Origin of the sequence: Actinoplanes sp. KI2, from assembly GCF_025630775.1 — a bacterium.
Taxonomy (GTDB): domain Bacteria; phylum Actinomycetota; class Actinomycetes; order Mycobacteriales; family Micromonosporaceae; genus Actinoplanes.
The window spans coordinates 1-25,427 of the sequence record NZ_JAOSZE010000063.1; the positions used below are offsets into that span (position 1 = coordinate 1).

Annotated in this window: 23 protein-coding genes and 1 pseudogene; 15 read left to right on the plus strand and 9 right to left on the minus strand. The window is 72.3% G+C overall.

Features of this window, described 5'->3' with window-relative positions; genetic code table 11:
• Positions 1-88 (plus strand): annotated as a pseudogene (locus ODJ79_RS41960) (carbohydrate ABC transporter permease); the annotation flags it as partial.
• 55 nt (positions 89-143) lie between these two features.
• Here the strand turns inward: ODJ79_RS41960 and ODJ79_RS41965 are convergent.
• Positions 144-1,118, minus strand: coding sequence for an NAD(P)-dependent oxidoreductase (locus ODJ79_RS41965; RefSeq protein ID WP_317620750.1), 975 nt, complete (start codon positions 1,116-1,118; stop codon positions 144-146).
• Here ODJ79_RS41965 and ODJ79_RS41970 point away from each other — a divergent pair.
• Together ODJ79_RS41970 and mgrA are read left to right on the plus strand one after the other, a co-directional pair.
• The gene (locus ODJ79_RS41970; RefSeq protein ID WP_263029301.1) at positions 1,102-1,947 is read left to right on the plus strand and encodes an aldo/keto reductase; all 846 of its coding nucleotides are present in this window, start codon (positions 1,102-1,104) and stop codon (positions 1,945-1,947) included. The genes ODJ79_RS41965 and ODJ79_RS41970 overlap by 17 nt on opposite strands.
• Before the next feature lie 41 nt (positions 1,948-1,988).
• Positions 1,989-2,981, plus strand: coding sequence for an L-glyceraldehyde 3-phosphate reductase (mgrA, locus tag ODJ79_RS41975; protein WP_411267427.1), 993 nt, complete (start codon positions 1,989-1,991; stop codon positions 2,979-2,981).
• Here the strand turns inward: mgrA and ODJ79_RS41980 are convergent, their stop codons facing one another.
• Positions 2,982-3,215 (minus strand): hypothetical protein, encoded by a 234-nt coding sequence (locus tag ODJ79_RS41980; protein WP_263029303.1) that lies wholly within the window; start codon positions 3,213-3,215, stop codon positions 2,982-2,984. It lies immediately after the preceding gene.
• A gap of 365 nt (positions 3,216-3,580) precedes the next feature.
• On the opposite strand from ODJ79_RS41980, the gene ODJ79_RS41985 reads away from it, so the two are divergent.
• The 4 genes from ODJ79_RS41985 to ODJ79_RS42000 all read left to right on the plus strand — a co-directional run bounded on the left by ODJ79_RS41985 (position 3,581) and on the right by ODJ79_RS42000 (position 5,740).
• The gene (locus ODJ79_RS41985) at positions 3,581-3,820 is read left to right on the plus strand and encodes a hypothetical protein (RefSeq protein WP_263029304.1); all 240 of its coding nucleotides are present in this window, start codon (positions 3,581-3,583) and stop codon (positions 3,818-3,820) included.
• Positions 3,821-3,856: 36 nt separating this feature from the next.
• Positions 3,857-4,723, plus strand: a complete 867-nt coding sequence (locus ODJ79_RS41990) for a helix-turn-helix domain-containing protein (protein ID WP_263029305.1) — start codon at positions 3,857-3,859, stop codon at positions 4,721-4,723.
• Positions 4,724-4,783: 60 nt separating this feature from the next.
• The gene (locus ODJ79_RS41995; RefSeq protein WP_263029306.1) at positions 4,784-5,041 is read left to right on the plus strand and encodes a hypothetical protein; all 258 of its coding nucleotides are present in this window, start codon (positions 4,784-4,786) and stop codon (positions 5,039-5,041) included.
• Positions 5,042-5,179: 138 nt separating this feature from the next.
• Entirely contained in the window at positions 5,180-5,740 is a 561-nt protein-coding gene (locus tag ODJ79_RS42000) for an RBBP9/YdeN family alpha/beta hydrolase (protein ID WP_263029307.1), read from the plus strand.
• Here ODJ79_RS42000 and metH read toward each other — a convergent pair.
• Both metH and ODJ79_RS42010 read right to left on the minus strand, forming a co-directional pair.
• Positions 5,725-9,372, minus strand: a complete 3,648-nt coding sequence (metH, locus tag ODJ79_RS42005) for a methionine synthase (protein WP_263029308.1) — start codon at positions 9,370-9,372, stop codon at positions 5,725-5,727. The two genes, ODJ79_RS42000 and metH, sit on opposite strands and share 16 nt — an antisense overlap.
• Before the next feature lie 119 nt (positions 9,373-9,491).
• Positions 9,492-11,165, minus strand: a complete 1,674-nt coding sequence (locus ODJ79_RS42010) for a bifunctional 3'-5' exonuclease/DNA polymerase (RefSeq protein WP_263029309.1) — start codon at positions 11,163-11,165, stop codon at positions 9,492-9,494.
• Positions 11,166-11,242: 77 nt separating this feature from the next.
• Between ODJ79_RS42010 and ODJ79_RS42015 the strand changes: the two genes are divergently transcribed.
• Genes ODJ79_RS42015 through ODJ79_RS42030 form a run of 4 tightly spaced genes read left to right on the plus strand, consistent with a single transcriptional unit; the run spans position 11,243 to position 15,024 of the window.
• Positions 11,243-11,938 carry a response regulator transcription factor gene (locus ODJ79_RS42015; RefSeq protein ID WP_411267428.1) on the plus strand — a complete coding sequence of 232 codons (696 nt, stop codon included), beginning with the start codon at positions 11,243-11,245 and terminating at the stop codon, positions 11,936-11,938.
• Positions 11,935-13,287 (plus strand): sensor histidine kinase, encoded by a 1,353-nt coding sequence (locus ODJ79_RS42020; protein WP_263029311.1) that lies wholly within the window; start codon positions 11,935-11,937, stop codon positions 13,285-13,287. The genes ODJ79_RS42015 and ODJ79_RS42020 overlap by 4 nt, the downstream gene beginning before the upstream one ends.
• 34 nt (positions 13,288-13,321) lie before the next feature.
• A complete protein-coding gene (locus ODJ79_RS42025) occupies positions 13,322-14,257 on the plus strand; it encodes an ABC transporter ATP-binding protein (protein ID WP_263029312.1) in 936 nt (311 codons plus the stop codon).
• A complete protein-coding gene (locus tag ODJ79_RS42030; RefSeq protein WP_263029313.1) occupies positions 14,254-15,024 on the plus strand; it encodes an ABC transporter permease in 771 nt (256 codons plus the stop codon). The genes ODJ79_RS42025 and ODJ79_RS42030 overlap by 4 nt, the downstream gene beginning before the upstream one ends.
• Here ODJ79_RS42030 and ODJ79_RS42035 read toward each other — a convergent pair.
• Genes ODJ79_RS42035 through ODJ79_RS42045 form a run of 3 tightly spaced genes read right to left on the minus strand, consistent with a single transcriptional unit; the run spans position 15,021 to position 17,548 of the window.
• Complete coding sequence (locus ODJ79_RS42035) at positions 15,021-15,560, minus strand: GNAT family N-acetyltransferase (RefSeq protein WP_263029314.1); 540 nt, start codon at positions 15,558-15,560, stop codon at positions 15,021-15,023. The two genes, ODJ79_RS42030 and ODJ79_RS42035, sit on opposite strands and share 4 nt — an antisense overlap.
• A 45-nt stretch (positions 15,561-15,605) precedes the next feature.
• Positions 15,606-16,280: a response regulator transcription factor gene (locus ODJ79_RS42040; protein ID WP_263029315.1), complete on the minus strand. Its 675-nt coding sequence runs from the start codon at positions 16,278-16,280 to the stop codon at positions 15,606-15,608.
• A complete protein-coding gene (locus tag ODJ79_RS42045) occupies positions 16,277-17,548 on the minus strand; it encodes a sensor histidine kinase (RefSeq protein ID WP_263029316.1) in 1,272 nt (423 codons plus the stop codon). The genes ODJ79_RS42040 and ODJ79_RS42045 overlap by 4 nt, the downstream gene beginning before the upstream one ends.
• Positions 17,549-17,745: 197 nt before the next feature.
• On the opposite strand from ODJ79_RS42045, the gene ODJ79_RS42050 reads away from it, so the two are divergent.
• Positions 17,746-18,195, plus strand: a complete 450-nt coding sequence (locus ODJ79_RS42050; RefSeq protein ID WP_263029317.1) for a DUF1707 domain-containing protein — start codon at positions 17,746-17,748, stop codon at positions 18,193-18,195.
• A gap of 75 nt (positions 18,196-18,270) precedes the next feature.
• Positions 18,271-19,098, plus strand: a complete 828-nt coding sequence (locus ODJ79_RS42055) for a metal-dependent hydrolase (protein ID WP_263029318.1) — start codon at positions 18,271-18,273, stop codon at positions 19,096-19,098.
• A gap of 19 nt (positions 19,099-19,117) precedes the next feature.
• Here ODJ79_RS42055 and ODJ79_RS42060 read toward each other — a convergent pair whose 3' ends face one another.
• On the minus strand, positions 19,118-19,684 hold the full coding sequence (locus tag ODJ79_RS42060; RefSeq protein WP_263029319.1) for a hypothetical protein: 567 nt from the start codon (positions 19,682-19,684) through the stop codon (positions 19,118-19,120).
• Between the two features lie 136 nt (positions 19,685-19,820).
• On the opposite strand from ODJ79_RS42060, the gene ODJ79_RS42065 reads away from it, so the two are divergent.
• On the plus strand, positions 19,821-20,966 hold the full coding sequence (locus ODJ79_RS42065; RefSeq protein WP_263029320.1) for an FAD-dependent oxidoreductase: 1,146 nt from the start codon (positions 19,821-19,823) through the stop codon (positions 20,964-20,966).
• Positions 20,967-21,006: 40 nt separating this feature from the next.
• Positions 21,007-23,466 carry an Hsp70 family protein gene (locus ODJ79_RS42070; protein WP_263029321.1) on the plus strand — a complete coding sequence of 820 codons (2,460 nt, stop codon included), beginning with the start codon at positions 21,007-21,009 and terminating at the stop codon, positions 23,464-23,466.
• Here ODJ79_RS42070 and ODJ79_RS42075 read toward each other — a convergent pair.
• Positions 23,463-25,367: an amylo-alpha-1,6-glucosidase gene (locus tag ODJ79_RS42075; protein ID WP_263029322.1), complete on the minus strand. Its 1,905-nt coding sequence runs from the start codon at positions 25,365-25,367 to the stop codon at positions 23,463-23,465. The genes ODJ79_RS42070 and ODJ79_RS42075 overlap by 4 nt on opposite strands.
• Between the last annotated feature and the right edge of the window lie 60 nt (positions 25,368-25,427).

The window sequence follows — 25,427 nt, forward strand, 5'->3', positions numbered from 1 at the left end:
GACCCTGTCGATCCTCCCCATGATCATCATCTACGCCATCTTCCAACGACAAATCCAAGCAGGACTGACCGCCGGCGCCGTCAAGTAAGCAGCGTGGTTCAGCACGGCCCTTCATCACCTTGTACGGGAAAATTGCGGAAGAGTCAGTCGAAGCTGGCCAGATAGGACGCGGCCATGTCCTTGTCGGCGTGGCCCTGCGCGGCCGCCCGGCGGAAGCGCTCGGCGCCGGCCTCGGCCACGTCCAGGCGTACGCCATGGTCTCGGCCCGCATCGACGATCAGGCGGGCGTCCTTCTCGGCCGTGTTCACCGCGAAGCTGGCCGGCGACAGCCGGTCGTCAAGGATGAGCTGTGCCTTCGCGCGGAGATAGCCCAGGTCGAGCGGGCCGCCAGCGATCAGGTCGAAGAACGCGGCCTGGTCGACGCCGAGGCCCTTGGCCAGCGCCAGCGTCTCGGCGGCGCCGTGGGTCACGGCCAGCACCCAGCTGTTGGCGACCAGCTTGAGCCTGGTGGCGCCGGCGTCGGCGGCGTCGGTGCCGGTCCAGGTGGTGCGGGTGCCGACCGCGTCGAAGATCGGCTGCACCGCTGCCCGGTACTCCTCGGGGCCGGCGGCCAGCACGGTCAGCCGGCCGGCCTCGGCGGGCTGGCGGGTGCCGAGGACCGGAGCATCGAAGAAGATCACGCCGCGTTCGGCGGCGGCCGCGGCCAGCTTCGCGACGTCGGCGGGGGCGGAGGTGGTCGACTGGATCCAGTAGGTGCCGGGGCGCAGCGCGGTCGCCGCCTGCTCGATCACCTCGCGCACGGTGTCGCCGTCGAACAGCATGGTCAGCACGACGTCGGCGTGCCGGACGGCCTCGGCCGGAGTCGCCGCGGTGGGCAGGCCGGTCGCCCGGGCCTTGCCGGGCGTGCGGTTCCACACCGTCACGTCGTGCCCGGCCTTCGCAATGGTGCGGGCCATCGCGGCGCCCATGATCCCGGCACCGAGGACGGCCACGGACAGACTCTCGCTCATGTCCTCATCTTGCCCGGAATCGCCATCTTCGACAGTTCGGTGGCGGGCCGTGCTTCGCCGGGGTAGTAACTGTGGTTGGGGAGGAGGACCCATGAAGAGCCGTCGCATCGGCGACACCACGGTCGGCGCGATCGGGCTCGGCGGGATGCCGATGTCGATCGAGGGGCGGCCCGACGACGAGCGCTCGATCCGGACGATTCACGCCGCGCTCGACGCAGGCATCACACTGATCGACACGGCCGACTCGTACCACATCCACGCCGACGAGGTCGGCCACAACGAGGTCCTGGTGGCGCGGGCGCTCGCCTCGTACGGTGGCGACCGCTCGTCCGTCCTGGTCGGCACGAAGGCCGGGCACCTGCGGCCGGGCGACGGCAGCTGGACGATCAACGGCTCGCCGTCGTACATTTTCCAGGCATGCGAGGAGTCGCTGAAGCGGCTCGGCGTCGACGCGATCGACCTCTACCAGTACCACCGCCCCGACCCGCGGGTGCCGTGGGCCGACTCGATCGGCGCGCTCCGCGACCTGCTCGACGCCGGCAAGATCCGGATGGCCGGGGTCTCCAACGCGAACCCGGGGCAGATCCTCGAGGCCCAGGACATCCTCGGCGGCCGGCTGGTCTCGGTGCAGAACCAGTTCTCCCCGTCGTTCCTGTCCTCGGCGCCCGAGCTCTCCCTCTGCGACTCGCTGGGGATCGCCTTCCTGTCCTGGTCGCCGCTGGGCGGCATCCGCCGGGCGGGCTCGCTCGGCGGCGGCTTCGTGACGGTCGCCGACCGCTACGGGGTCAGCCCGCAGCGGGTCTGCCTGGCCTGGCATCTCGCAAAGTCGCCCGTCGTCATCCCGATCCCCGGCGCCAGCCGCCCCGAGACCATCGCCGACTCCGCCCTGGCCGTCGACCTGACCCTGACCGCCGACGACCTGGCCCTTCTTCCGTGAGGACTGCCGTGTTCGACGCTTCCGCTGACCGCTACTTGTCGATGGAGTACCGCCGGACCGGCCGCAGCGGTCTCCGGCTGCCCGCCGTGTCGCTCGGCCTGTGGCACAACTTCGGCGACGACAAGCCGTTCGAGACGCAGCGGGACATCCTGCGGCGCGCCTTCGACCTCGGCATCACGCACTTCGACCTGGCCAACAACTATGGCCCGCCGTACGGCTCGGCCGAGCGGAACCTCGGCCGGCACCTGCACGCGGACTTCCACCCCTACCGGGACGAGCTGGTGATCTCCACCAAGGCCGGGTACGACATGTGGCCCGGGCCCTATGGGGAGTGGGGATCGCGGAAGTACCTGACCGCGTCGCTCGACCAGTCGCTGCGGCGGATGGGCCTCGACTACGTCGACATCTTCTACTCGCACCGCCTCGATCCCGAAACGCCGCTGGACGAGACGATGGGGGCGCTGGCCTCGGCCGTACGCGCCGGCAAGGCCCTCTACGTCGGCATCTCGTCGTACTCGCCGGCCAAGACCGCCGAGGCGGCCGCGATTCTGCGGGATCTGGGCACGCCGCTGCTGATCCATCAGCCGTCGTACTCGATGCTGAACCGCTGGATCGAGCACGACGGCCTGCTCGACACGCTCGAGTCGGTCGGCGCCGGGTGCATCGGCTTCTCGCCGTTGGCCCAGGGGATGCTCACCGATCGCTATCTGAACGGCGTGCCGTCGGGCTCGCGGGCCACCGAGCACAAGTCGCTCTCCGCCGGTCTGCTCTCGCCGGACAACCTGGACAAGATCCGGCAGCTGAACGACATCGCCGCCCGGCGCGGTCAGTCGCTGGCCCAGATGGCGATCGCCTGGTCGATCCGCGACCCCCGGATGACGTCGGTGGTGCTGGGCGCGAGCAGCGTCGCCCAACTGGAGAACAACGTGGCGTCCCTGAACAACACGTCCTTCACGGACGAGGAACTGGCCGAGATCGACAAGTACGCCACCGAGTCCGGCATCAACCTCTGGGCCCGCTCCAGCGAGGCTTGATCAGTGCAGGTGTTCGGACTCGGCGCGCCGGGCCCGGACCGCCGCCCGGAGAGCCGGCCAAAGACGCAGTTTGCGGCTGCTGTCGCAGGCCGCGAGGAGCCTGGCGAGCGCGTCCCGCTCCTCCGGCGGGACGGCCGCGATGACAATGACGACCGGCAGCACGGCCGCGACGATCTCGGTCAGGATGAGAACCGCCAGCGCGCCCGCGGCGACGATCACAACGTATCCGCTCATGTCGGCCTCCGATCCTGGTGTCCACCCGGGATCACCGCGCATATGCACCGTGAGGGTTGCGACATCGTCGTCCAGGAGGCTCGCGATCACCGACCGTGGATCGGATCGGGAGAACTCGCTACGTCTCCGTGACCCTCACTCCTGAATATGCGCCGCTATGCAGGGATTGGCAATGGCCATGCGCATGAGCAAATTTCATCTTGCGAATCCAGTGACTCAGCGTCAGATGTGCGGCCAGGCTCCATATCGGTCCGTGACTCCGGAGTTCTTGTGCGGGTCTCGTCGTCTGAGTACGTTGAGCAGAAGTTGAATATTCCTAGATCGACTTGACCGTCGGCGTACCGTGCCCGGTATCATTTTCCCCCGTGAACTATGACAACGGGGGCGTGACGGACACTGTGGTTCCCGCGCCGAAACTGGCTCTGGTCGCCACGCTCTGCGGGGGCGGCAGCTGTCCGACTGTTTACCGGACGGATCGGGGCACCCTGGTCGTACAGGGCTATACCGTGTCCGCGGACAATGTAGACATCAACCTGCCGGCCGGTGAGCAGTTGGTCGAGATTCCGGCGGAGCTGCTGGCCGCCGCCCTGCAGGCGGGTGCATAACATAGATTTTGGTGGGCTGGAGGGAGGCGGGCTGCGATGGCCGACTCTCCCGACTTCACCGGCCAGCCCGTCGGGGCGATCCTCGCCCGCTGGCGTAAGCAGCGAAGACTGACCGGTCAGGCCTTGGGCGACCGGGTCGGCATGACCCAGAGCCGCATCTCTCGCCTGGAGACCGGGGTCATCGCCGCCGAGCCCAGCGACATCCGAGCGCTCGGCAGGGAGCTCGGCGTACCGGCCGACGACGTGGAAAAGGTCGTCGCCATGGTCGAGCGCGTCGACGAGCGGCTCACCGACTGGCTCCCGGAAAGCCTGGATCTCGCGGAACGACAGGACGAGACGGCGCGGATCGAGAAGCCGGCCAAGGAGATCCGGGTCTTCCAGCCGGCCGTCGTGCCCGGTCTGGCGCAGACCGACGTCTATGCCCGGGCCGTCCTGTCCGGACTGAAGGATGGGCTGGACGACGCGCGGGTCGCCGACTCCGCGATCGCGGTGGCCAACGCGGTCAACGCCCGCGTCCAGCGCGCCGGGATCCTTCTTCTGCCCGATCGGTCGTTTCATTTCCTGATGACCGAGCAGGTCCTGCGGAACCAGGTCTGCGAGCCGGCGGCGATGATCGCGCAGATCGCCCGGCTCCGCGAGCTGGCCGCCTATCCGAACGTCCGCCTGCGGATCATCGGGGACGACGCCGAGTTGCCGATCGCGCCGTTCCACGGGTTCTACGTCGCCGACGACCGCTGGGTCAGCGTCGACCTCTTCAACTCGACGCTCAAGGCCCGCGGCGCCAAAATCGTCCACACCTACCGGCGGGTGTTCGACCTGCTCGAAGCGGTCGCCCTGCCCGACGCCGGCAACATCCTCAACGACTACGAGAAGCGCTACGCGCGAATGTTGCTGCCGAACTAGGGTTTGGCCTGAAATCTTACGCACTTGTCTCGGCTCACCGCGGTTTTCTACCGTGACGGTATGACGAACCACGAGGACGCCGACTACCTGGTCGTCGCTGACGGTCCGCCGGTCACCCCGGAGCCTGCCGCGCGACTGGTGATCAGCCTGTGCGGCGGAGGCACCTGTCCGACCGTCTACACGACCGACCGCGACACCGTGCTGGTGCAGGGCGGCGCGGTCACCGGCATCGCCGTTCCGAACGGCGAGCTGCTCGTCGAGATCCCCCGTGAGCTGCTGCTCGAGGCGGCCCGCCGGATCGAGCAGCAAGCGGCCTGATCCACCTCTCTCCCCGCTCGATGATGCGCGGCCGACCCCGGCGGTGCCTCGCGACGTGCCGCCAGATCATTGCGGCCCGTTCCGAACGGGTGGCCGGGCGGGGCCGTGCGCGGCGGTTGTGGTCGTTATCGTTCGGGGATGACGGCGAAAGCGATCATCTTTCATGGCACCGGGGGCAACCCGGATGTGGCGTGGTATCCGTGGCTGGCGGGGCGGCTTCGGGAGCGTGGATTTGCCGTTGAGGTGCCGCACTATCCGGGGCTGAATGTGGAGCCGATCGGGGAGTTCCTGCCGAAGGTGCTGAGTGCGCATCGGTTCGACGAGGAGACTGTCCTGATCGGGCACTCGGGTGGGGCGGCGCTGTTGCTGGCGCTGCTGGAGCACCTGGACGTGACGGTGGCGCGGGCGGTTCTGGTGGCCGGGTACTGCACGCCGCCGAACACCTCGGACGAGCCGGTGCTGCAGGAGAAGTACGACTGGGATGCCATTCGCGCGCACGTGCGGGACATCTACTTCGTCAACTCGGCGGTCGACCCGTACGGCTGCGACGCGGGGCAGGGGCGGGCCATGTTCGATCGGCTCGGCGGGACGCAGATCGTGCGCAACGACGGGCACTTCGGCGACTACGACCAGCCCTTCGACGAGTTTCCGCTGGTGGAAGGGCTGGCCGCAGGCGTCGCAAATCAGTCGATCTCGTAGGCGAGGTTCGGGCGCAGCCAGCGCTCGACCTCGTCGACGGTCATGCCGCGGCGGGTGGCGTAGTCGGTGATCTGGTCCTTGCCGAGGCGGCCCACGGTGAAGTAGCGGGACGCCGGGTTCGCGAAGATCAGGCCGCTCACGGCGGCGGCCGGGGTCATCGCGTACGACTCGGTCAGTCCCACCCCGATCGCGTCGGTGCCGAGCAGCTCGAAGAGGTCCTTCTTTTCGCTGTGGTCGGGGCTCGCCGGGTAGCCGAGGGCCGGCCGGATGCCGCGGAACCGCTCGGCGTGCAGGTCCTCCAGCTTGGGCTGGGCGCCGGGCTCGAACCACTCGCGGCGGGCCTGGAGGTGAAGGTACTCGGCGAACGCCTCGGCGAGCCGGTCGGCCAGCGCCTTGACCATGATGGCCCGGTAGTCGTCCTTCTCCGCCTCGTAGCGCTTGGCCAGCTCGTCGGCGCCGTGGATGGCGACCGCGAAGCCGCCCAGGTGGTCGCCCTGGGGTGCGATGTAGTCGGCCAGGCAGCGGTTGGCCCGGCCGGCCGGCTTCTCGGTCTGCTGGCGCAGCATCGGGAACCTCACGCCGCCAGAACGATCGGGCACGGTGAGCACGATGTCGTCGCCCTCGGCGTGCGCGCCCCAGAAGCCGTACTGGCCGCGGGCCTGGAACGAGCCCTCCGCGATGATCTTGTCGAGCAGGGTGTTGGCGTCGTCCCACAGCTCGCGGGCCACCGGTTGCTCGAGGATCGCCGGGAACTTGCCCTTGAGCTCCCAGGCCAGGAACAGGAACGTCCAGTCGACCATCTCGCGCAGCTCGGCGATCGACGGCTCCACCACCCGGACACCGGTGAAGGCCGGCGTCGGGAGCTCGGCGAAGTCGACCTGTTCGCGGTTGGCCCGGGCCTGCTCGAGGGTCAGCAGCGGCTGGGCGTGCCGCTTGGCGTGTTGTTCGCGCAGGCGCTCCTGGTCGGCGCGGTTCGCCTGGTCGAGCTGCTCGGCGCGATCGGGGTCGAGCAGGTCGGAGACCACGCCGACCACCCGGGACGCGTCGAGGACGTGCAGCGTGGAGGCGCCGTACGCCGGGGCGATCCGCACCGCGGTGTGCTGCTTCGAGGTGGTCGCCCCGCCGATCAGCAGCGGCAGCTTGAGGCCGCGCCGCTCCATCTCGGCGCCGACCGACACCATCTCGTCGAGCGACGGGGTGATCAGGCCGGACAGGCCGATCACGTCGGCGCCCTCGGCCACCGCGGTGTCCAGGATCTTCGCGGCCGGCACCATCACGCCGAGGTCGATCACCTCGTAGTTGTTGCAGCCCAGCACCACGCCGACGATGTTCTTGCCGATGTCGTGCACGTCGCCCTTGACCGTGGCCAGCACGACCTTGCCCTGGCCGCGGCCGGTCTCGACGATGCCGGCGGCGCGGGCCTGCTCCTTCTCGTCCTCCATGAACGGCTCGAGGTAGGCGACCGAGCGCTTCATCACCCGGGCGCTCTTGACCACCTGGGGCAGGAACATCTTGCCGGAGCCGAACAGGTCGCCGACGATCTTCATACCGTCCATCAGCGGGCCCTCGATCACGTCGAGCGGCCGCGGGAGCAGCTGACGGGCCTCCTCGGTGTCGTCCTCGATGTAGTCGACGATGCCGTGCACCAGCGCGTACGACAGCCGCTCGGCGACCGGCGCCTCGCGCCAGGACAGGTCGACCTCGCGCTGCTTGCCCTTGCCGGTGACGGTCTGGGCGAAGCTCACCAGCCGGTCGGTGGCGTCCGGACGCCGGTCGAAGAGCACGTCCTCGACCAGTTCCAGCAGGTCGGCCGGGATGTCCTGGTAGACGGCGAGCTGACCGGCGTTGACGATGCCCATGTCCAGGCCCGCCTGCACGGCGTAGAAGAGGAACGCCGAGTGCATCGCCTCGCGGACCACGTCGTTGCCGCGGAAGGAGAACGAGAGGTTGGAAATGCCGCCGCTGGTGCGGGCGCCCGGGCAGCGCTCCTTGATCAGCGGGAGGGCCTCGATGAACGCCTTCGCGTACCCGTTGTGCTCGCTGATGCCGGTCGCGACGGCCAGCACGTTGGGGTCGAAGATGATGTCGTCGGGGGCGAACCCGGCCACGTTCACCAGCAGGTCGTACGCGCGGCCGCAGATCTCGACCTTCCGGTCCCGGGTGTCCGCCTGGCCCTGCTCGTCGAAGGCCATCACGACCACGCCGGCGCCGAAGTCCTTGATCCGGCGGGCGTGATCGAGGAAGACCTCCTCGCCCTCCTTGAGGCTGATCGAGTTGACCACGCCCTTGCCCTGCACGCACTTGAGCCCGGCCTCGAGCACGCTCCACTTGGAGCTGTCGATCATGATCGGGATCCGGGCGACCTCGGGCTCGGTGGCGATCAGGTTGAGGAAGGTGGTCATCGCCTGCTCGCTGTCGAGCAGGTCGGCGTCCATGTTCACGTCGAGCAGGTTGGCGCCGCCGCGCACCTGGTCGAGGGCCACGTCGACGGCGCCCTGGTAGTTGTCGGCCTCGATCAGCCGGCGGAACCGGGCCGAGCCGGTGACGTTGGTCCGCTCGCCGATCATGACGAAGCCGGTGTCCGGGCCGATCTCGAACGGCTCGAGGCCGCTGAACCGGGTGGTCGCCGGTGGCGGGTTGATCGCGCGCGGCGCGGCGTCTCGGACACTTTCGGCGATTCGTCTGATATGCGCCGGGGTCGTGCCGCAGCAGCCGCCGACGATGTTCACCAGGCCGGCGCTGGCGAACTCGCCGATCAATGCCGCCGTCTGCTCGGGGGTCTCGTCGTAGCCGCCGAACGCGTTGGGCAGACCCGCGTTGGGGTGGGAGGCGACGAAGACATCGGAAAGGCGGGCCAACTCGGCCACGTGCGGTCGCGCCTCGGTCGCGCCGAGCGCGCAGTTCACGCCGACGACCAATGGGTGGGCGCGCTCGATCGAGCGCCAGAAGGCCTCCACCGTCTGGCCGGAGAGCGTACGCCCGGAGAGGTCGACGATCGTCACGGAGATCCACAGTGGCAGGTCGGGGGCGACCTCGTGGGCGGCCGCGACGGCCGCCTTCGCGTTCAGCGTGTCGAAGATCGTCTCGATCAGCAGCAGGTCGACACCGCCCTCGGCGAGCGCCGCGATCTGCTCCGCGTACGCCGCCTTGACCTGGTCGAACGTGACCGCGCGATAGGAGGGGTCGTCGACCTTGGGGGACAGCGAGAGCGTGACGTTCAGCGGGCCGACCGAGCCGGCCACGAACCGCGGCCTGCCGTCCCGGGCCTCGGCCTCGTCGGCGGCCTGGCGGGCCAGCTGCGCGCCGCGGACGTTCATCTGCTTCACCAGCGACTCGAGGCCGTAGTCGGCCTGGGCGATGCTGGTGGCGGTGAACGTGTTGGTCGTGGTGATGTCCGCGCCGGCCGCCAGGTACTGCCGGTGGATGTCGAGGATCACGTCGGGGCGAGTGAGCATGAGCACGTCGGGGTCGCCGGTCACGTCCTGCGGATGGTCGGCCGGGATCAGCTCGTTGCGGTAGTCCTCGGGCTTGAGCTTGGCACCCTGCAGCATCGTGCCCCAGGCGCCGTCGAGAACCAGGATGCGCTCCGCAAGCAGGCCTTTCAGCTCAGCAATCCGGGCACTTCTCTCCATACCGACCCACCTCCGTGGTTGCAACGGAGGCGCCCTTGGTCGGAATTCACCGAGCGAGCGTGGCGGGTGTCACCCCGTTGCAGCGCCTCTCGCTTCGGACCATCCAAGGTACCGCAATCTCATTTGGCGTCGGCGTACGCGCCAACTACTGAGACGTCGAGCGGGAATCGGACCGCGGTCTCCCCGAACAGCAGGCGGCCGGCCTCGACGGCGGAGGCGGTCACCGCGTCGGCGACCCGGGCCGACTCCTCCTCCGGGCAGTGCACCACCACCTCGTCGTGCACGAACAGGACGAGTTCGGCCTTACTGTCCTCCAGCGCCGTCCGCAGGGTGGCCAGCAGCACCAGCGCCCACTCGGCGGCGGTGGCCTGGACCACGAAGTTGCGGGTGAAGCGGCCCCGGGCGCGGCCGGACGCACCGCCCTGCGGCATCTCGGCCGAGCCCGCCTCCTCGGGCGGATCCAGACCCGCGTCCCGCCAGGCGGCGGCCGCCGGCGGGCAGGTGCGGCCCAGCCAGGAGCGGACCAGGCCGCCGGCCTCGCCGGTGCGGGCCGCCGCCTCGACGAACTCGAACGCCACCGGGTAGCGCTTGCGCAGCACCGCGAGGGCCGGGATCGCGGCGCCGCCGGTCTGCCCGTACATCGCCCCGAGCAGGGCGACCTTGGCCTTGGCGCGGTCGCCGTCGAACGAGTCGGTGGCGAGCGCCGCGTAAAGATCGCCGGCCGCCGCGGCCGCGGCCAGCCGGCGGTCGCCGGAGACCGCGGCGAGCACCCGCGGCTCCAGCTGGCCGGCGTCGGCGACCACGAACCGCCACCCCGGGTCGGCGATCACCGCGCGGCGCACGACCTTGGGCACCTGCAGCGCGCCGCCGCCGCGGGTCGCCCACCGGCCGGAGACCACGCCGCCCGGAACGTACTCCGGGCGGAAACGGCCGTCGCGCACCCAGGCGTCGCACCAGGCCCAGCCGTGCGCCGTCCAGATGCGGTAGAGCTCTTTGTATTCCAGCAGCGGGCGCACGGCCGGGTGGTCGACCCGCTTGAGCACCCAGGCCCGGGTATTGGGGATGTCGACGCCGTTGCGCGCGAAGGCCCGGACCACCTCGGCCGGGGAGTCGGGGTGCAGGCCGCGCAGGCCGAGCGCCTCGTTGATCTCGGCGGTCAGCTCGGCGAGCCGGCGTGGCGGGCCGACCGGCTGGGGTGGGCCGAGCAGCTCGCGCAGCAGTTGATCGTGCACGTCGGCGCGCCAGGGCAGCCCGGCGTGGCCCATCTCGGCCCCGACCAGGGCGCCGGCCGACTCGGCGGCGACCAGCAGGCGGAACCGGCCGGGGTGCTCGGCGGCGCCGATCCGGGCGAGCTGATCGGCGTACACCAGCTGAACGGCCGCAAGCACGTCGAAGCCGGCGGCGGCCGGCGGAGCGGAGGTGGTCTCGAAGAGCGCGCCCTGGGCGAAGCCCGGCGGGTCCGGCTGGCGCGGCGGCGGGTCGGGCGGCACGGGCAGGCCGAGCAGGCGGGCCCGGGCGGCGGCGAGCGATCGGGGCGCGCCCCAGCGGCCGGCGTGGCCGAGCAGCAGCGCCTCGGTCAGCTCGAGGTCATGGCAGCGGGCCACCCGCACCCCGGCCCGCAGCAGCATCGGATAGAGATCGGCGGTGGCCGGCCACACCCAGCGGGGCTGGTCGGCCGCCTCGCGCTCGGCGATCGCGGCGGCGAGATCGGCGACCGGCCGCGGCGGACCGGCGGGCGAACCATCGGCCCGCAGGTCTTGAAGGCGCCCGTCGGGCGACACCGCTACCAGCACGCCCTCCATTCTCCGGAGCGGGTACGACAGTTTTCCCAGGACGCCTGCGAACACTCACAGCGGCATCTCAACCGCGCCTGGCTAGCCTCGGTGGCATGGCCCGGCTGCTGGTGGTCGACGACGAGGACACCGTGCGCGGCCTGCTCGCCGACGCGCTGCGGTTCGCCGGCTTCGAGGTGGGCACCGCCGCCACCGGCGACGAGGCGGTGCGCGGCGCGGCCGACGACCCGCCCGACCTGATCCTGCTCGACGTGATGCTGCCCGGGATGGACGGCTTCGAGGTGGTGCGGCGGCTGCGGGCCGGCCGGCGGCACGTGCCGGTGCTGTTCCTCAGCGCCCGGGACGCACCCGAGGACAAGGTCAACGGGCTGACCCTGGGCGCGGACGACTACGTGACCAAGCCGTTCCACCTGCCCGAGCTCATCGCGCGCATCCACGCGGTGCTGCGCCGGGCGGCCGGCGGCGGCGAGGGCGCGCTGGCCGCCGGCGACCTGACGCTCGACCCGCTCGACCAGGCGGTCAGCCGGGCGGGCCGGCCGGTGCGGCTGTCGCCCACCGAGTTCCGGCTGCTGCACTGCCTGCTGAGGCACGCCGGGCAAACCGTGCCGAAACGGCGCATCCTCGAGGAGGTCTGGCGGTACGACTTCGCCGGGGACACCAGCATCGTGGACACCTACATCAGCTATCTGCGCCGCAAGGTGGACACCGCCGAGCCGAAGCTGATCCACACCGTGCACGGCGTCGGGTACGTGCTGCGGGTGCCCCGCCGGTGAAGGTCCGGCTGCTGCTGATCACCACGGTCCTGCTGGTCGTGGGGATAGTGGCGAGCGACGCGGTCGTGCTGGGCGCGCTGCGACGGCACCTGGTCGAGCGGGTGGACCGGCAGCTGACGCCGCTCGCCCAGCTGATGGCCCGGGTCGACCCGTCGGCGCTCGGGCCGCCCGGTGCGGACGTCACCCGGCGGGCCGGCGGCGGGCTCGACCTGGTGGCGGACATGGCGATCGTCTACTTCGACCCGGGCGGCCGGGTGATCAGCTCGGTGCACACCAGCGCGGTGGCGCCCGAGGTGTCGGCGGTGCCGCGCCCGCTCTTCAGCACCGGGAACTGGCGGGCGATCGTGGTGGCCCGGCCGGCCGGCGGCTCGGTCGCGGTGGCCGGCTCGCTCTCCGTGGTGGACGGCACCGTCCGCCGCTTGCAGCTGATCTGCGCGATCACCGGGCTGCTGCTGATCGCCGCGCTGGGAACGGCCGGCTGGTTTCTGGTACGGGCGGGACTGCGGCCACTGCGGGCGATCGAGGAGACCGCCACGGCGATCGCCGCGGGCGACCTCTCCCATCGGATCCCCGGCGGGGCACGCCCGGGCGCCGAGATCGGCCGGCTCACCGCCGCGCTCAACGGCATGCTCGCCCAGCTCGACCGGGCCTTCGCGGCGCGCGGGCAGTTCGTCGCGGACGTCAGCCACGAGCTGCGCACGCCGCTGTTCGGGATCAAGGGGTCGACCGAGCTGGCGCTGATGGGCGGCGTGTCGTCGCCGGCGGAGGTCGAGCGGACGCTGCGCCGGATCGACACCGAGGCGGGGCGGCTGGCCGCGCTGGTCGAAGACCTGTTGCTGCTGGCCCGGCTCGACGTGCAGGGGCCGGTGCTCTCCCTCGAGCCGATGGATCTGCGGACGCTCGCGGCCTCGGCGCTGGCCGACCTGCGGGCGCTCGACCCCGATCGGCCGGTGCGGATCACCGGGCCGGGCGGGGCGGGGGAGGGCGCGGCGGCGCCGGTGCTGGGGGACGAGGCGCGGCTGCGGCAGGTCGTGGTCAACCTGGTGGGGAACGTGCACGCGCACACCCCGCCGGGCGCGCCGGCGCGGATCGGGGTGGGGCGGGTCGGCACGGACGCCGTCCTGGAGATCGCCGACAGCGGGCCGGGTATCCCGCCCGGGCAGGAAGATCGTTTGTTCGACCGCTTCTCCTGCGGGGACGCCTCTCGGACCACCGGTCATGGGCTGGGGCTGGCGATCGTACGGTCGCTGGTGGAGGCGCACGGCGGTCGGATCGAGGTCGTCCCCGGAGGCACCGGAGCGACATTTCGGATATGTCTGGCGAGCACAGAGGGCACTCAGGACCTCTGACCCCGTTCGCAGCCGCGGGCGCCAGGCTCTCGGCATGATTGAACTGCGCGGACTCACCAAGCGCTACCGCGACACCACCGCGGTCGACGACCTGACCTGCACGTTCCGACCGGGCGTGGTCACCGGCTTCCTCGGGCCCAACGGCGCCGGGAAGACCACCACCATGCTGATGACGCTCGGCCTGCAACGGCCGACCGCCGGCAGCGCGCTCCTCGGCGGGCGCCGATACCGGGACCTGCCCGTGCCGATGCGGGAGGCCGGGGCGCTGCTCGACGCGCGAGCGGTGCACCACGCCCGGTCCGGCCGCAACCACCTGCTCGCGCTGGCGACCAGCAACGGCCTGCCGCGCCGCCGGGTCGACGAGGTGCTCGACCTGGTCGGCCTCACCGCGGTGGCGGGCAAGGCGGCCGGGACCTACTCGCTCGGCATGAGCCAGCGCCTCGGCATCGCCGGCGCGCTGCTGGGCGACCCGCCGATCCTGCTCTTCGACGAGCCGGTCAACGGTCTCGACCCGAGCGGGATCGCCTGGGCCCGGACGCTGATGCGCGGCCTCGCCGCCGAGGGGCGGACCGTGGTCGTCTCCAGCCACCTGATGAGCGAGATGGAGCAGACCGCCGACCACCTCGTGGTGATCGGGAAGGGCCGGCTGATCGCGGACACGTCCCTGGCCGAGTTCCTCGCCTCGCAGCCGGCAGCGTCGCAGACGGCAGCGTCGCAGACGGCAGCGGGAATGGTCGTGCGGGCCGCGGACGCCGGCTTCGCCGAGACGCTGCGCGGGGCCGGTGCCACGGTGGTCGCTCAGGACGACGGCGGCCTGCTGGTCGGCGGCATCGACGCGTACGGCGTGGGAAAGCTCGCCCTGGCGAGCGGGACCGTCCTGACCGAACTGAGCCCGCGCCGGAGTTCGCTGGAAGAGGTCTTCATGGCGATGACCGCGGAGAGCGTGGAGTTCAGCGGGGGTGCGCGATGAGCGTCCTCCGCGCCGAATGGATCAAGCTGCGCTCGCTGCGGTCGGTGCTGTGGACGACGGCCGCCGTCCTGACGCTGATGGTCGGGCTGGGTGCGCTGTTCAGCTTCGGCAAGGCCCACGAGCTCGCGGTCTCCGGCACCCCGGCCGACCGGGCCGCCTTCGACCCGACCGCGGCCGGCCTCTCCGGCATGCTGCTCGCGCAGATCGCCGTCGGCGTGCTCGGCGTGCTGGTGGTGACCAGCGAGTTCGCGAGCGGCAGCATCCGGCCCAGCCTGGCCGCGGTACCGGTGCGCGGCCGGCTGCTGGCGGCGAAGGCGGCCACGGCGGCCGCGGTGGCGCTGGTGATCGGCTGGGCCGGTGGCGTCGCGGCGTTCCTCCTCGCCCAGCGGGTCATCGCGGGCCAAGGGCTGGCGGCGGCCTCGCTCGGCTCCGGCCCGGTGCTGCGCGCGCTGCTCGGCGCAGGGCTGTATCTGGCGGTGACGGCGCTGTTCGGGCTCGCGGTGGGCGCGATGCTGCGATCGACGGCGGGCGCGCTGACCATCGTGATCGTGGTGCTGCTGCTCGCCCCGATCTTCTCGGCGGCGCTGCCGGAGGCGCTGGCCCGCTGGGTCGCCAAATGGTGGCCGTCGATGGCGGGTCTGCGGGTGGTGACCGTGGTGCCGGATCCGTCAGTGCTCGCGCCCTGGGCGGGGTTCGGCGTGCTCGCGGCGTTCGGGACCGTGATGCTGGCGGCCGCCTTCCTGGTGTTCGCCCGCCGCGACGTCTAAAGCTCGTCGTGCCAGTTTTTGGCATAGACCCGGTCGAGACCATCTTCCCCGTCCGTGTCGAGGTGCTCGGCGCGACACAAGCCGGCTCGCATCGCGACCGTCCTCGATGCGATGTTGCCGGGCCGGACGCGAGCGACGACCGGAAGACCGGCGACGTGCGTGATCGCCCAGGCGACGACCGCGGTCGCCGCTTCGGTGGCCACGCCGTCACCCCAGGCCGGCGGATCAAGGCGGTAGAACAGGTTGAGGACGTCCCGATCGTGGAGCCGCATCAGCTTGAGGCCGCAGAACCCGGCGACGGCCGCGTGCCGATGGCCGTCCCGTCGGCGGATGACCCAGTAACCGAAGCCGTGCCGGTCCCAGTGCTCCGCCCACCGGCGGTAGCGGTCCGCGGCGTCGCTGCGGGTGGCGAGCATGTCGGCGGGGTTGTGCGCGCACGCCTGCCGGTCGCGATGGATGCGGAAGATCTCCTCGATGTCGGCGGGGGTCGGGCGCCGCAACGAGAGCCGAGCCGTCAGCAACTCCTCGCCGTCCATAGTGGAATCATCCCATCGCGGCCGGCCGCTCACGCGCGGTGGGGGTCAGGTCAGCCAGCCGGGGCGGATCAGGCCGGCCTCGTAGGCGTAGACGACCAACTGGGCCCGGTCCCGTGCGGCCAGCTTGATCATCGTGCGGCTCACGTGGGTCTTCGCGGTCGCCGGGCTGATCACCAGGCGGGTGGCGATCTCGTCGTTGGACAGACCCTCGGCGACCAGGACGAGCACCTCCCGTTCGCGGTCGGTCAGCAGGTCGAGCTGGGCCGGCCGGGCGATCGGCCGGCCCAGCGCGCCCTTTCCGGCGAACTCCCCGATCACCCGCCGGGTCACGCTCGGCGACAGCAACGCGTCCCCGGCCGCCACCGCACGCACCCCGCGCAGCAGCTCGACCGGCTCGGTGTCCTTGACCAGGAACCCGGACGCGCCGGTCCGGAGCGCCTCGAAGACGTACTCGTCCAGCTCGAACGTGGTCAGGATGACCACCCGCGTCTCGGCGAGCGCCGGATCGGCGGCGATCCGCTTGGTCGCCTCGAGCCCGTCGACGCCCGGCATGCGGATGTCCATCAGCACCACGTCGGGATGGGTCTGCTGGGTCTGCTTGACCGCCTCGAGCCCGTCGGCCGCCTCGGCCACCACCCGGATGTCCGGCTCGGCGTTGAGCAGCGCCCGGAAGCCTGCCCGCACCAGTGCCTGGTCGTCCGCCAGCAACACCGAGATCATCCGGCCCTCCCGCCCTCGAGATCGTGGTCGTAGTCGTAGTGGCGATCCGGGCGGGGCGGGTCGTCGGGGGTCGGTAGCAGCACCGACACCAGGAAGCCGCCCTCGACCGGGCCGGCCTCGACGCTGCCGCCGAGGCTCTGCGCGCGCTCGCGCATGCCGGCGATGCCGGTGCCCTCGCCCGGGGTCGCGTCGCCGGTCTCGACGGCCGGGCCCTCGTTGCGGATCGCCAGGTGCAGCGCGGTCGGCAGATAGTCCACCGCGATCGACGCGGTCGCGCCGGCGCCCGCGTGCTTGCGGACGTTGGTCAGCGCCTCCTGCACGATCCGGTAGGCCGCGCGGTCGACCTCGGGCGGCAGCGGCCGCTCGTCGCCGGTGACCTTCGTGGTGATCGGCAGGCCGGCGTCGGCGGTCAGGTCGCCGAGGCGGTTGAGGCTGACCGCGGGCTGACGCGGGGCCGCCTCGTCGTCGGCGCGCATCACGTCGAGCACCGTGCGAACCTCGCGCAACGCCTCCGCGCTCGCCGTTTTGATCGCCGCCAGCGCCTCGCGGGCCTGCTCGGGCCGGCTGTCCATCAGGTGCAGCCCGACGCCGGCCTGCACGTTGATCAGCGACAGGTGGTGGCCGAGCACGTCATGCAGCTCGCGGGCGATCCGCAGCCGCTCCTCCGAGGCCTGCCGGCGCTCCTGCTCCTGTTTGACCCGGGCCCGCTCGGCCCGCACCTTCATCATCTCGGCCATGTGCTCGCCGCGAACCTTGGCCGCCCCGCCGAGGAAGATCAGCACCGCGAACCCGACCGCGAGCAGCACGGCCGAGCGCAGGTCGGCCCGGGCGTCGGCGGGCACGCCGAGCCGGTCGGCGAAGACCCAGCAGACCGCGAGGTACGCCGCGTAGCCCACGCCGGCGCAGCCGATCGCCGCCCGGGCGTGGCCGCGTTTGGCGAGGTTGAACAGCGCTATGCCGGGGGCGACCGCGATCGTCCAGCGCGGCGCGGAGAAGGTGGCGAACACGAGCGATGCCGCCCCGGACACGACGAAGGCCGCGACCGGGAACCGCCACCGCCACAGCAGGGCGCACGGGCCGATCAGCAACAACGCATACACCAGCGGGGTCATCGGCCGGAACACGCCACCCTCGGCGGCGGCGTTGTTGGCGCCGACGACCTGGAAGAAGCCGGCCACCACCGCGGCGCCGACCCCGACCCGGGGATGGAACCGCCCGGTGCGGCGATCCTGCCGCCAGGGTGGCCCCCAGGGGCGTGTCTCTTCCATGCGGCCGAACCTACGGCAACCGGCGATCGGGCCGCATCGGAGCGTGGTCTGATCCCCGGTACGGGCGGCGTACGACCCTGGTCGTACGGGACGGTCCCCGGACGTACGGGAAATGCCGCAGAAGCACCCAGAAGCCGCAGGAAAGATGCGACGGCGAGCCGACGCCCGGAGGGCGAGGCGAGCGGACCGTAGAGGGCATGAGCGAGAACTGGAACGGCCCGGCCCGGATGCGCACCTCCGACCAGGAACGCGAGCAGATCGCCGAGATCCTGCGCGCGGCGATGACCGAGGGTCGGCTGACCCTGGAGGAGGGCGAGGAGCGCCTGGCCTCCGCGTACGCAGCAAAGTATCGCGACGAGCTCGGCCCGCTGACGGCAGATCTCCCCGACGGGGGCCGGCGTGCTCTGGCCGCCACTCCGCAGGCGCGTCTCGCGACACGCCGACACCTGCGCCGGCACACCAGCTTCGTGGTGCTGACGGCGCTCTTTCTGACCGGCCTCTGGGTGCTCTCCGGTGCGCACTTCTTCTGGCCGGCCATCCCGCTGGTGTTCCTGGTCATGGGTCTGGTGCGGCACGCGCGCTGGAGCCGCTACGGCTACCACGACCGGGTGGCGCCCTGGAACGCGCCGAGCCGCCACGTTCCATAGTGGACGGCCGGGTCGTTGATCACCCCTCCCCGCTCTGCGAGAGTGACCGGGTTTGCGCGGGGAGGGTCAACACAGATGATGGGTCCGTCGCACGCCCTGTCGGGGGCGGCAGCCTGGCTGGCCGGCAGTTGGGCGCTGGACACGTTCGCGGGCTACCACCAGTCGCCGCTGGCGGTCGGGCTCGGCGCCACGGTCTGCGCGGGCGGCGCGCTGCTGCCCGACCTGGACCTCTCCGGCAAGGTCACCCGTAACCAGGGCGGCGCCACGGTGGCCCGGACGTTCGGGGTGTTCTCGCTGTTCGTGGCCGAGGTGATCGAGAAGGTGTCGCTCGGCATCTACAGCGCGACCCGCCTGGCCCGCGACCCGCACCGGCACAACGGGCACCGCACCTTCACCCACACGCTGCCGTTCGCCGCGCTGGTCGGGTGGGGTACCACGGCGCTGGCCACGCACTACGGCAAGTGGGCGGTCGTCGGCATCATCTTCCTCATGGCCGGGCTCGCGCTGCGCGGGCTGTTCGACGAATGGGCCGAGCGCGCGGGCTGGCTGATCGTGACGTTGTGCTCGGCGTCGATCGCGGTGTTCACGGCGGCGCGGCTGCCGGGAGATCGCGGCTATCCGATGCTCGGCTTCGCGGTCGGCTTCGGGTGCGTCGTCCACCTGCTCGGCGACATCATCACGTCGGCCGGGGTGCCGATCCTGTGGCCGATACCGACCGGCCGGCGGATGTGGCGGATGGTCGGCGTCCCCAACGGGATGGCGGTCCGAGTCGGCGGCAAGATCGAAACCATCGTCCTGCGTACGGCGTTCACGCTGGTCGCATTGCTGGCGATCGCGGCGATGTTCGCCCCGGGGCTGCTGCATCGGTTCGAGTTGGACGCGATCGCGGACAGCAGCCGCTGACGGTTGTCGCCGGAGCTCGCTAGCGCGGAGTCACACCCTTGACGATTGCGGCTTCCGGCAGGCCGAGTGCTTTGCGTACGTCGGCGGTCAGGCTGGTGGTCACCGGGACCTGTGCCGCGGCCGCCAGATAGGCGGACACGGTGCCGGCCGCGGCGACCCGCCGGTACGCGGCCGCGCGCTCCTGGAGCGCCTTGTCCAGGGCGGTGACGTAGGGCTGGGCCCGGCCGGGCCAGCGATGTGCCCGAAGCCCCTGGGAGAAGGCGACAGTGGCGTCCGCCGCACGCGCCGCGAGCCGCTTGTGCTTGGCGAGGTTCTGCGCGGTCGGCGCCGGTGCGGACATCCAGGCCTCACGGGCAGCGTTCGAGGCGGCACTGAGCTTCAGATACGTCTCTCCGGCCGCCTTCACCGTCAGGACCGGCGTGGCATGGGCGGAGCTTGCCTTGGCGGCGGGCGTCGCGTGGCCGTCCCCGGATCCGCAGCCGGCGAGGCCGGACACCGACAGGCTCGCGGCCACGGCCGCCGCAACAAGGTGGTACTTCATGGGACGCGCCTGGCCTTCCGCTCGTCGAAAGTTCAGCCGCTCCATCGGCAGGTTGAGTCCTCGGATAAGGAAAGGCCGGGGCTGTGGGGTGGCGCTGAACGAACATGTTCGTTACGATCGTGTTCTGATAGCGGCGAACGTGTTCATCGGGAACGTGTTCTGAGGGCACCTGGGGGAGATCATGAAGCAGCCGGAGATTGCGATCGTTGGGGCGGGGCTGGGTGGGCTGATGCTCGCGCGGACGTTGCACGTGCACGGCATCGCCGCGACCATCTACGAGCTCGACAGCTCGCCGACCGCGCGCAAGCAGGGCGGGATGCTCGACATCCACGAGGAGGACGGGCAGGTCGCGCTGCGCGAGGCGGGGCTGATCGAGCAGTTCCGGGCGATCATCCACCCCGGTGGGCAGGCGATGCGGGTGCTCGACCGGACCGGCGCGGTCCATGTCGACGAACCCGATGACCCGCGACGCGGGCGGCCCGAGGTGGAGCGGGGGCGGCTGCGGCAGATCCTGCTCGACTCGCTGCCGGCCGGGACGATCCGGTGGGGCAGCGGCGTCACCGCGGCGCGCGAGTCGGCCGGCGGGCGGCACGAGATCACCCTGACCGGGGGCGGGACGGTGACCGCCGACCTGCTGGTCGGGGCGGACGGCGCCTGGTCGCGGGTGCGGCCGCTGCTCACCGAGGCGACGCCGGCGTACCTGGGCATCTCGTTCGTCGAGGTGGACCACTTCGACGCGGACCGGCGGCACCCCGGGCCGGCCCAGGTCGTCGGCGGCGGGATGCTGTTCGCGCTCGGCGCCGGGCAGGGCTTTCTCGCGCATCGGGAGCCGGACGACAGCGTGCACATCTACGTCGCGCTGCGCAAGCCGCAGGACTGGCTCGGCGGCATCGACTGGGCCGACCCCGTGCGGGGCAAGGCGGCACTGCTCGGTGAGTTCGCGGGCTGGGCGCCCGAGCTGCTCGACCTGATCAGCGAGGGGGACGGCGAGCTGACCCCGCGGGCGATCCACGGCCTGCCGATCGGGCATCGCTGGCGGCGCAAGCCGGGCGTGACCCTGCTCGGCGACGCCGCCCACCTGATGTCGCCGTTCGCCGGCGCGGGCGCGAACCTCGCCCTGATCGACGGTGCCGACCTGGGCCGGGCCATCGCCGCCCACCCCGGCGACCGCGCGGCGGCGCTGGAGGCGTACGAGGCGCCGATGGTCGCGCGGGCCGCCGAGATCGCCACCCAAGCCGTCGACAGCCTGGAGATGTGCTTCCGCGACGACGCCCCGCGCGGGCTGGTCGAGTTCTTTGCCGCGATGGCCGAGCACCGACAGTTCTGAGGTCTTCTCGCGTTCGATTCCCGCTCCTAGCATTTGAGGGGTGGTGGAGTACGGCCTCGGGATCGACTTCGGGACGACTTGCACGGCCGCCGCGGTCAACGTGGACGGTTCGCTGGAGACTGTCCCGCTCGGATTCCCGGGGCCGCAGATGCCCACCCTGGTCTATCGGCCGCAGCACGGCGAGCCGCTGGTCGGCGCGGCGGCGGAGCAGCGCGGCGACACCGACCCGGCCCGGCTGGCCCGGGATTTCAAGCGGCGGATCGGCGACCCGGTGCCGGCGGACCTCGACGAGTCGCCGCTCGCCGCGCAAGAGCTGGCCGCCGTGCTGCTGCGGCAGGTGGCCGCCACCGCCGCCGAGGGGCGGGGCGGGCCGCCGAGCCGGGTCGTGCTCACCCACCCGGCCGTCTGGGGCAGGTACAAGCGGGACCGGTTGCTCGAGGCGGCCCGGCTGGCCGGCCTGCCGGAGGTGACCTTGCGGGCCGAGCCGGAAGCCCTGGCGACGCGCTACGCGGCGACCAGCCGGGTCGGGTTGGGCGAGACCCTGCTCGTCTACGACCTGGGCGGCGGCATCTTCGACGCGGCCGTGCTGCTCCGTACGGCCGACGGCTTCGAGCTGCTCGGTGAGCCGGAGGGCGTCGAGCAGCTGGGCGGGGCCGACTTCGACGAGGCGATGCTGAGTCTCGTGCGGGCGACGCTGGGCGACCGGCTCGCCGGACTCGACCCGGACGATCCGGCGGTGTTCGAAGCGCTGGCCCGGCTGCGGCGCGAGTGCGTGGCGGCCAAGGAGGCGCTGTCCTTCGACACCCGGGCCGAGATCGAGGTGGCGCTGCCGCGGCTGCACACCCGGGTGAGCATCCGGCGGCACAGCCTCGAAGCGATGATCGGGCCGGCGATCCACGAGACGGTCGCGGCCGTCCGGCGGGCGCTGGACTCGGCGTCGGTGCCGGCCGGCCGGCTGCGCCGCGTGGTGCTGGCCGGCGGGTCGTCGCGGATCCCGCTGGTCCACCAGATGGTGTCGGGGGCGCTCGGCCGGCCGGTCACGCTCCTCGACCGGGCCGAGAGCGGGATCGCGCTGGGCGCGGCCCAGCTCTGCGGTGTCGCGGCGCCGGTGATCGCCACGTACGGGTCGGCGAAGTCGTTGGGCGGCCAGGTCGGGGTCGACCACCCGCAGCCGTGCGGGCCGCTGCCCCCGGCGACCGTCGTCGGCCGGGCATCCGTTCCGGGTCGCGAGCCGGATCCGGTGGGTCCGCCGTCGTCGCCCCGCCATCCGGCCTGGAACGCGGAGCCGACGGCGCCGCACCCGCTGCCGTCGCCGCGGGGGTTGTCGACCGCGGTGGTGGCGACCCCGACTCCGGTACCGGCGGTTGCCGAACGACGGTCGTATCGCTGGCCGGTGATCGGCGGGACCGCCGCGGTGCTGCTGGCCGTCACCACGGTCGCCGCGGCCATCGCCTGGCCCGTGGACCGCGACGACCCGGGCGGTCGGGCCGCCGCCGGGACCCCGCCGTCCACCTCGGCCCCGGCGTCCGGGTCCGCGGGCGGCACCGAGGCCGCCGTGCTGTGGCGGGTCGCGACCGGCGCGGGGGCGACCGGGCCGCCGGCGGTCAGCGCCCAGCGGATCGTCGTGGGCGGGCAGGACGGAACGCTGCGAGCCTTCCGGCGCGCGGACGGCAAACTCGACTGGCAGGTCACGCTGGGCGCGGGCCTGCGCGTGTCGACCCGGATCGACGGGGACGTCGTGGTGGCCACCACCGGGGACGGTGAGGTGACCGGGATCGACGCGGACGGCGGCGCGGTGCTGTGGCGGCGGAGCGTCGGCGCGCCGACCGGGGCGCGGGCGGTGGCGAGCTCCCCGCTCGCCTACGCCGTCGGGCGCAACGGTGTGCTCGACGCGTACCGGATCGGCAGCGGGAGTCGGCGCTGGCGCCTGCACACCCCGGGCGAGATGAACCGGCCTCCGCTCGTGGTGAGCGGCATCGTCGTGGTCGCCTCGGGCGACGGGAAGCTGTACGGCGTGAGCCCGACCGGCACGCAGCGGTGGGTCACGAGGGTGGGCAAGGCCACCGACGGCCCGGTCGCGGCGGGCAACGCGGCGTGCGTGACGATCGACAACCGGACCGTACGGTGTGTCCGCGTGGCCGACGGCGCCGAGCTGAGCGGCATCTCGCAGGCCACCCCGATCGTGCGCATCGCCGGTGGCAGGAGCGTGCTCTACACGGCCGCCGCGGACGGCTCGATCGCCGGCTGGGAACCGGACACGGCGAAGGTGCTGTGGCGGTACCCGAGGCCGGCCAAGGCGGGCTTCCCGGCGGCCGGCTCGTCCGAGGTCGACGTGGCCTATCCGGACGGGACGCTGGCCGGGCTGGACGCGCGCAGCGGCGAGGAGCTGTGGCGCAACGCGACCGGCGACCGCTTCGCAATGGAGCCGGCGTCCGACCCGACCGGGATCTTCGTCGTCGGGACGACCGGGACGCTCTACGCCCTGAAGCCACCGCCCTAGAGCCGCCGGGCGCGCAGCGTCTCGGCCACCGACCAGGCCTGGAACGGGCAGCCGGTCGCCTCGTGCGGCGCGTCGCCGTCCGCCGTCTCGGAGACCGAGCCCAGGCCGTACTCGCCGAGGTGGTCGTCGGCGTCCGAGATGGTCTGGTCGGCGGCGACGCCCAGCCGGTGCCAGGCGGCCACGAACGGCCCGGTCAGCCAGGGCCAGACGGTGCCGCTGTGGTACGCCGTGTCCCGCGCCGCCGGACCGCCGCGGTGCACGCCGTGGTAGCCGGGCGCGCCAGGGGCGAGGCTGCGCAGCCCGAGCGGGGTCATCAGCGCCGAGCCGATCGCCTGCAGGGTGGCCGGCTCCGGGCGCAGCGGCGCGTACGGCAGCGACCAGGCCAGCAACTGGTTGGGCCGCAGCGTCGCATCGTCGCCGGCCGGCCCGTCCACCACGTCGTACAGCCACCCCGTCGGCGCCGGGAATCGCCGGGCGAACCCGGTCAGCGCGTCCGGATGCGCCCGCACCGCCGTGCCGGCGCCGGTTCGCGCCTGCCAGGCCAGCTTGATCACGGTGGCCAGCCCGTTCACCCAGAGCGCGTTGACCTCGACCGGCTTGCCCGTCCGCGCGGTCACCGGCACCCCGTTCACCCGGGCGTCCATCCAGGTCAGCGCCTCCCCGGCGGCGCCCTGCCGGAGCAGCCCGTCGATCGGGTCGGCGCCGATGCCGTACCGGGTGCCGGTGAGGTGGTGATCGACCACGTCGAGCAGCGCCGGCAACAACTCGGCGGCCAGGTCGACGTCGCCGGTGGTGGCCACGTGCCGGCCGACCGCGTGCAGGAACCACAGCGTGCCGTCCGCGGTGTTGTACTCGACGCTGCCGGTGTCCGCGGTGTTGGCCAGCATTCCCTCGGAGAGCGTTTCCGCGTACGAGATCAGCAGCTCCCGCCCCTCGGCGGCCCGGTTGGTGGTCAGGAACAGGCCCTCGTAGCTGAGCATGGTGTCCCGCGACCAGGCGCCGAACCACGGGTATCCGGCCACCACGTCGACGCCCGCCGCGGTCCGCACGATGAACGAGTCGGCGGACAGCGCGAGGGTGGCCTGCGCGTCGTCGGCCGGCTGGGCGGCCCGGACCACCGCCCGGTGGCGCGCCCGCGCCGCGTCGACCACCTGGGCCGGTGCGGGCGGCTGGTCGTCCAGGTCGCCGGCCCAGGCGCGGACCTCGGCGGTGGCGCCCGGCTGCCGCAGTTCGGCGTGGAAGCTTCCGGCGTACCAAAGATCCTCTTGGGGTGGCAGGCCGCGGGCCGCCTCCGCGCGGTGCCGCACCCCGCGCCACCACACACCCGCGGTGCGGAAGGCCGGGCCGCGCAAGCGGTACGCCCGCTCGACCACGCATCCGCTCTCGTCGGACTCGACGGCCGGCGCCGGACCGCACGCGGTGCGCTCGCCGTGGCTGTCCCGCCAGGTGACCAGCGCCTCCAGGGAGAGGCTGACCGGGCCGCCGGTGAGCAGCCGGTGCACCACGGCGACCGCGGGCCGGCCGTGCACCATCGCGATCTCCCGCTCCAGCACCACGTCACCGATCCGCCAGCGCCACCGGGGCAGGCCGTCGACCAGCTCGAAACCGGCGAGAAGTTCGTGCCCGCGGGGGGCGATCGTCCCATCCGCCCATTCGTGCGTGGCGAGCCGCACCGACGCGCCCGAGGGCAGCACGACGATCGGGTCGAGCGCGGCCAGCGCGAGGCGGCGGGTGGCCGGTGTTTCCCCGGCCACGATCAGAAGACCGTGGTAGCGGCGGGTGCGCAGGCCATTGACGGTGCCCATCGCGTAGCCGCCGCGTCCGTCGGTCAGCAGCCACTCCCGGGCGGAGCCCTCCTCGACGTTGCCGCAAACCTGGGGGCCGAACGCGAGGCGACGCACGGTAGCCACTAGATGACCTCCAGTTCTCGGGCACAATCGGTGTGGTCGTATCGGTGATGA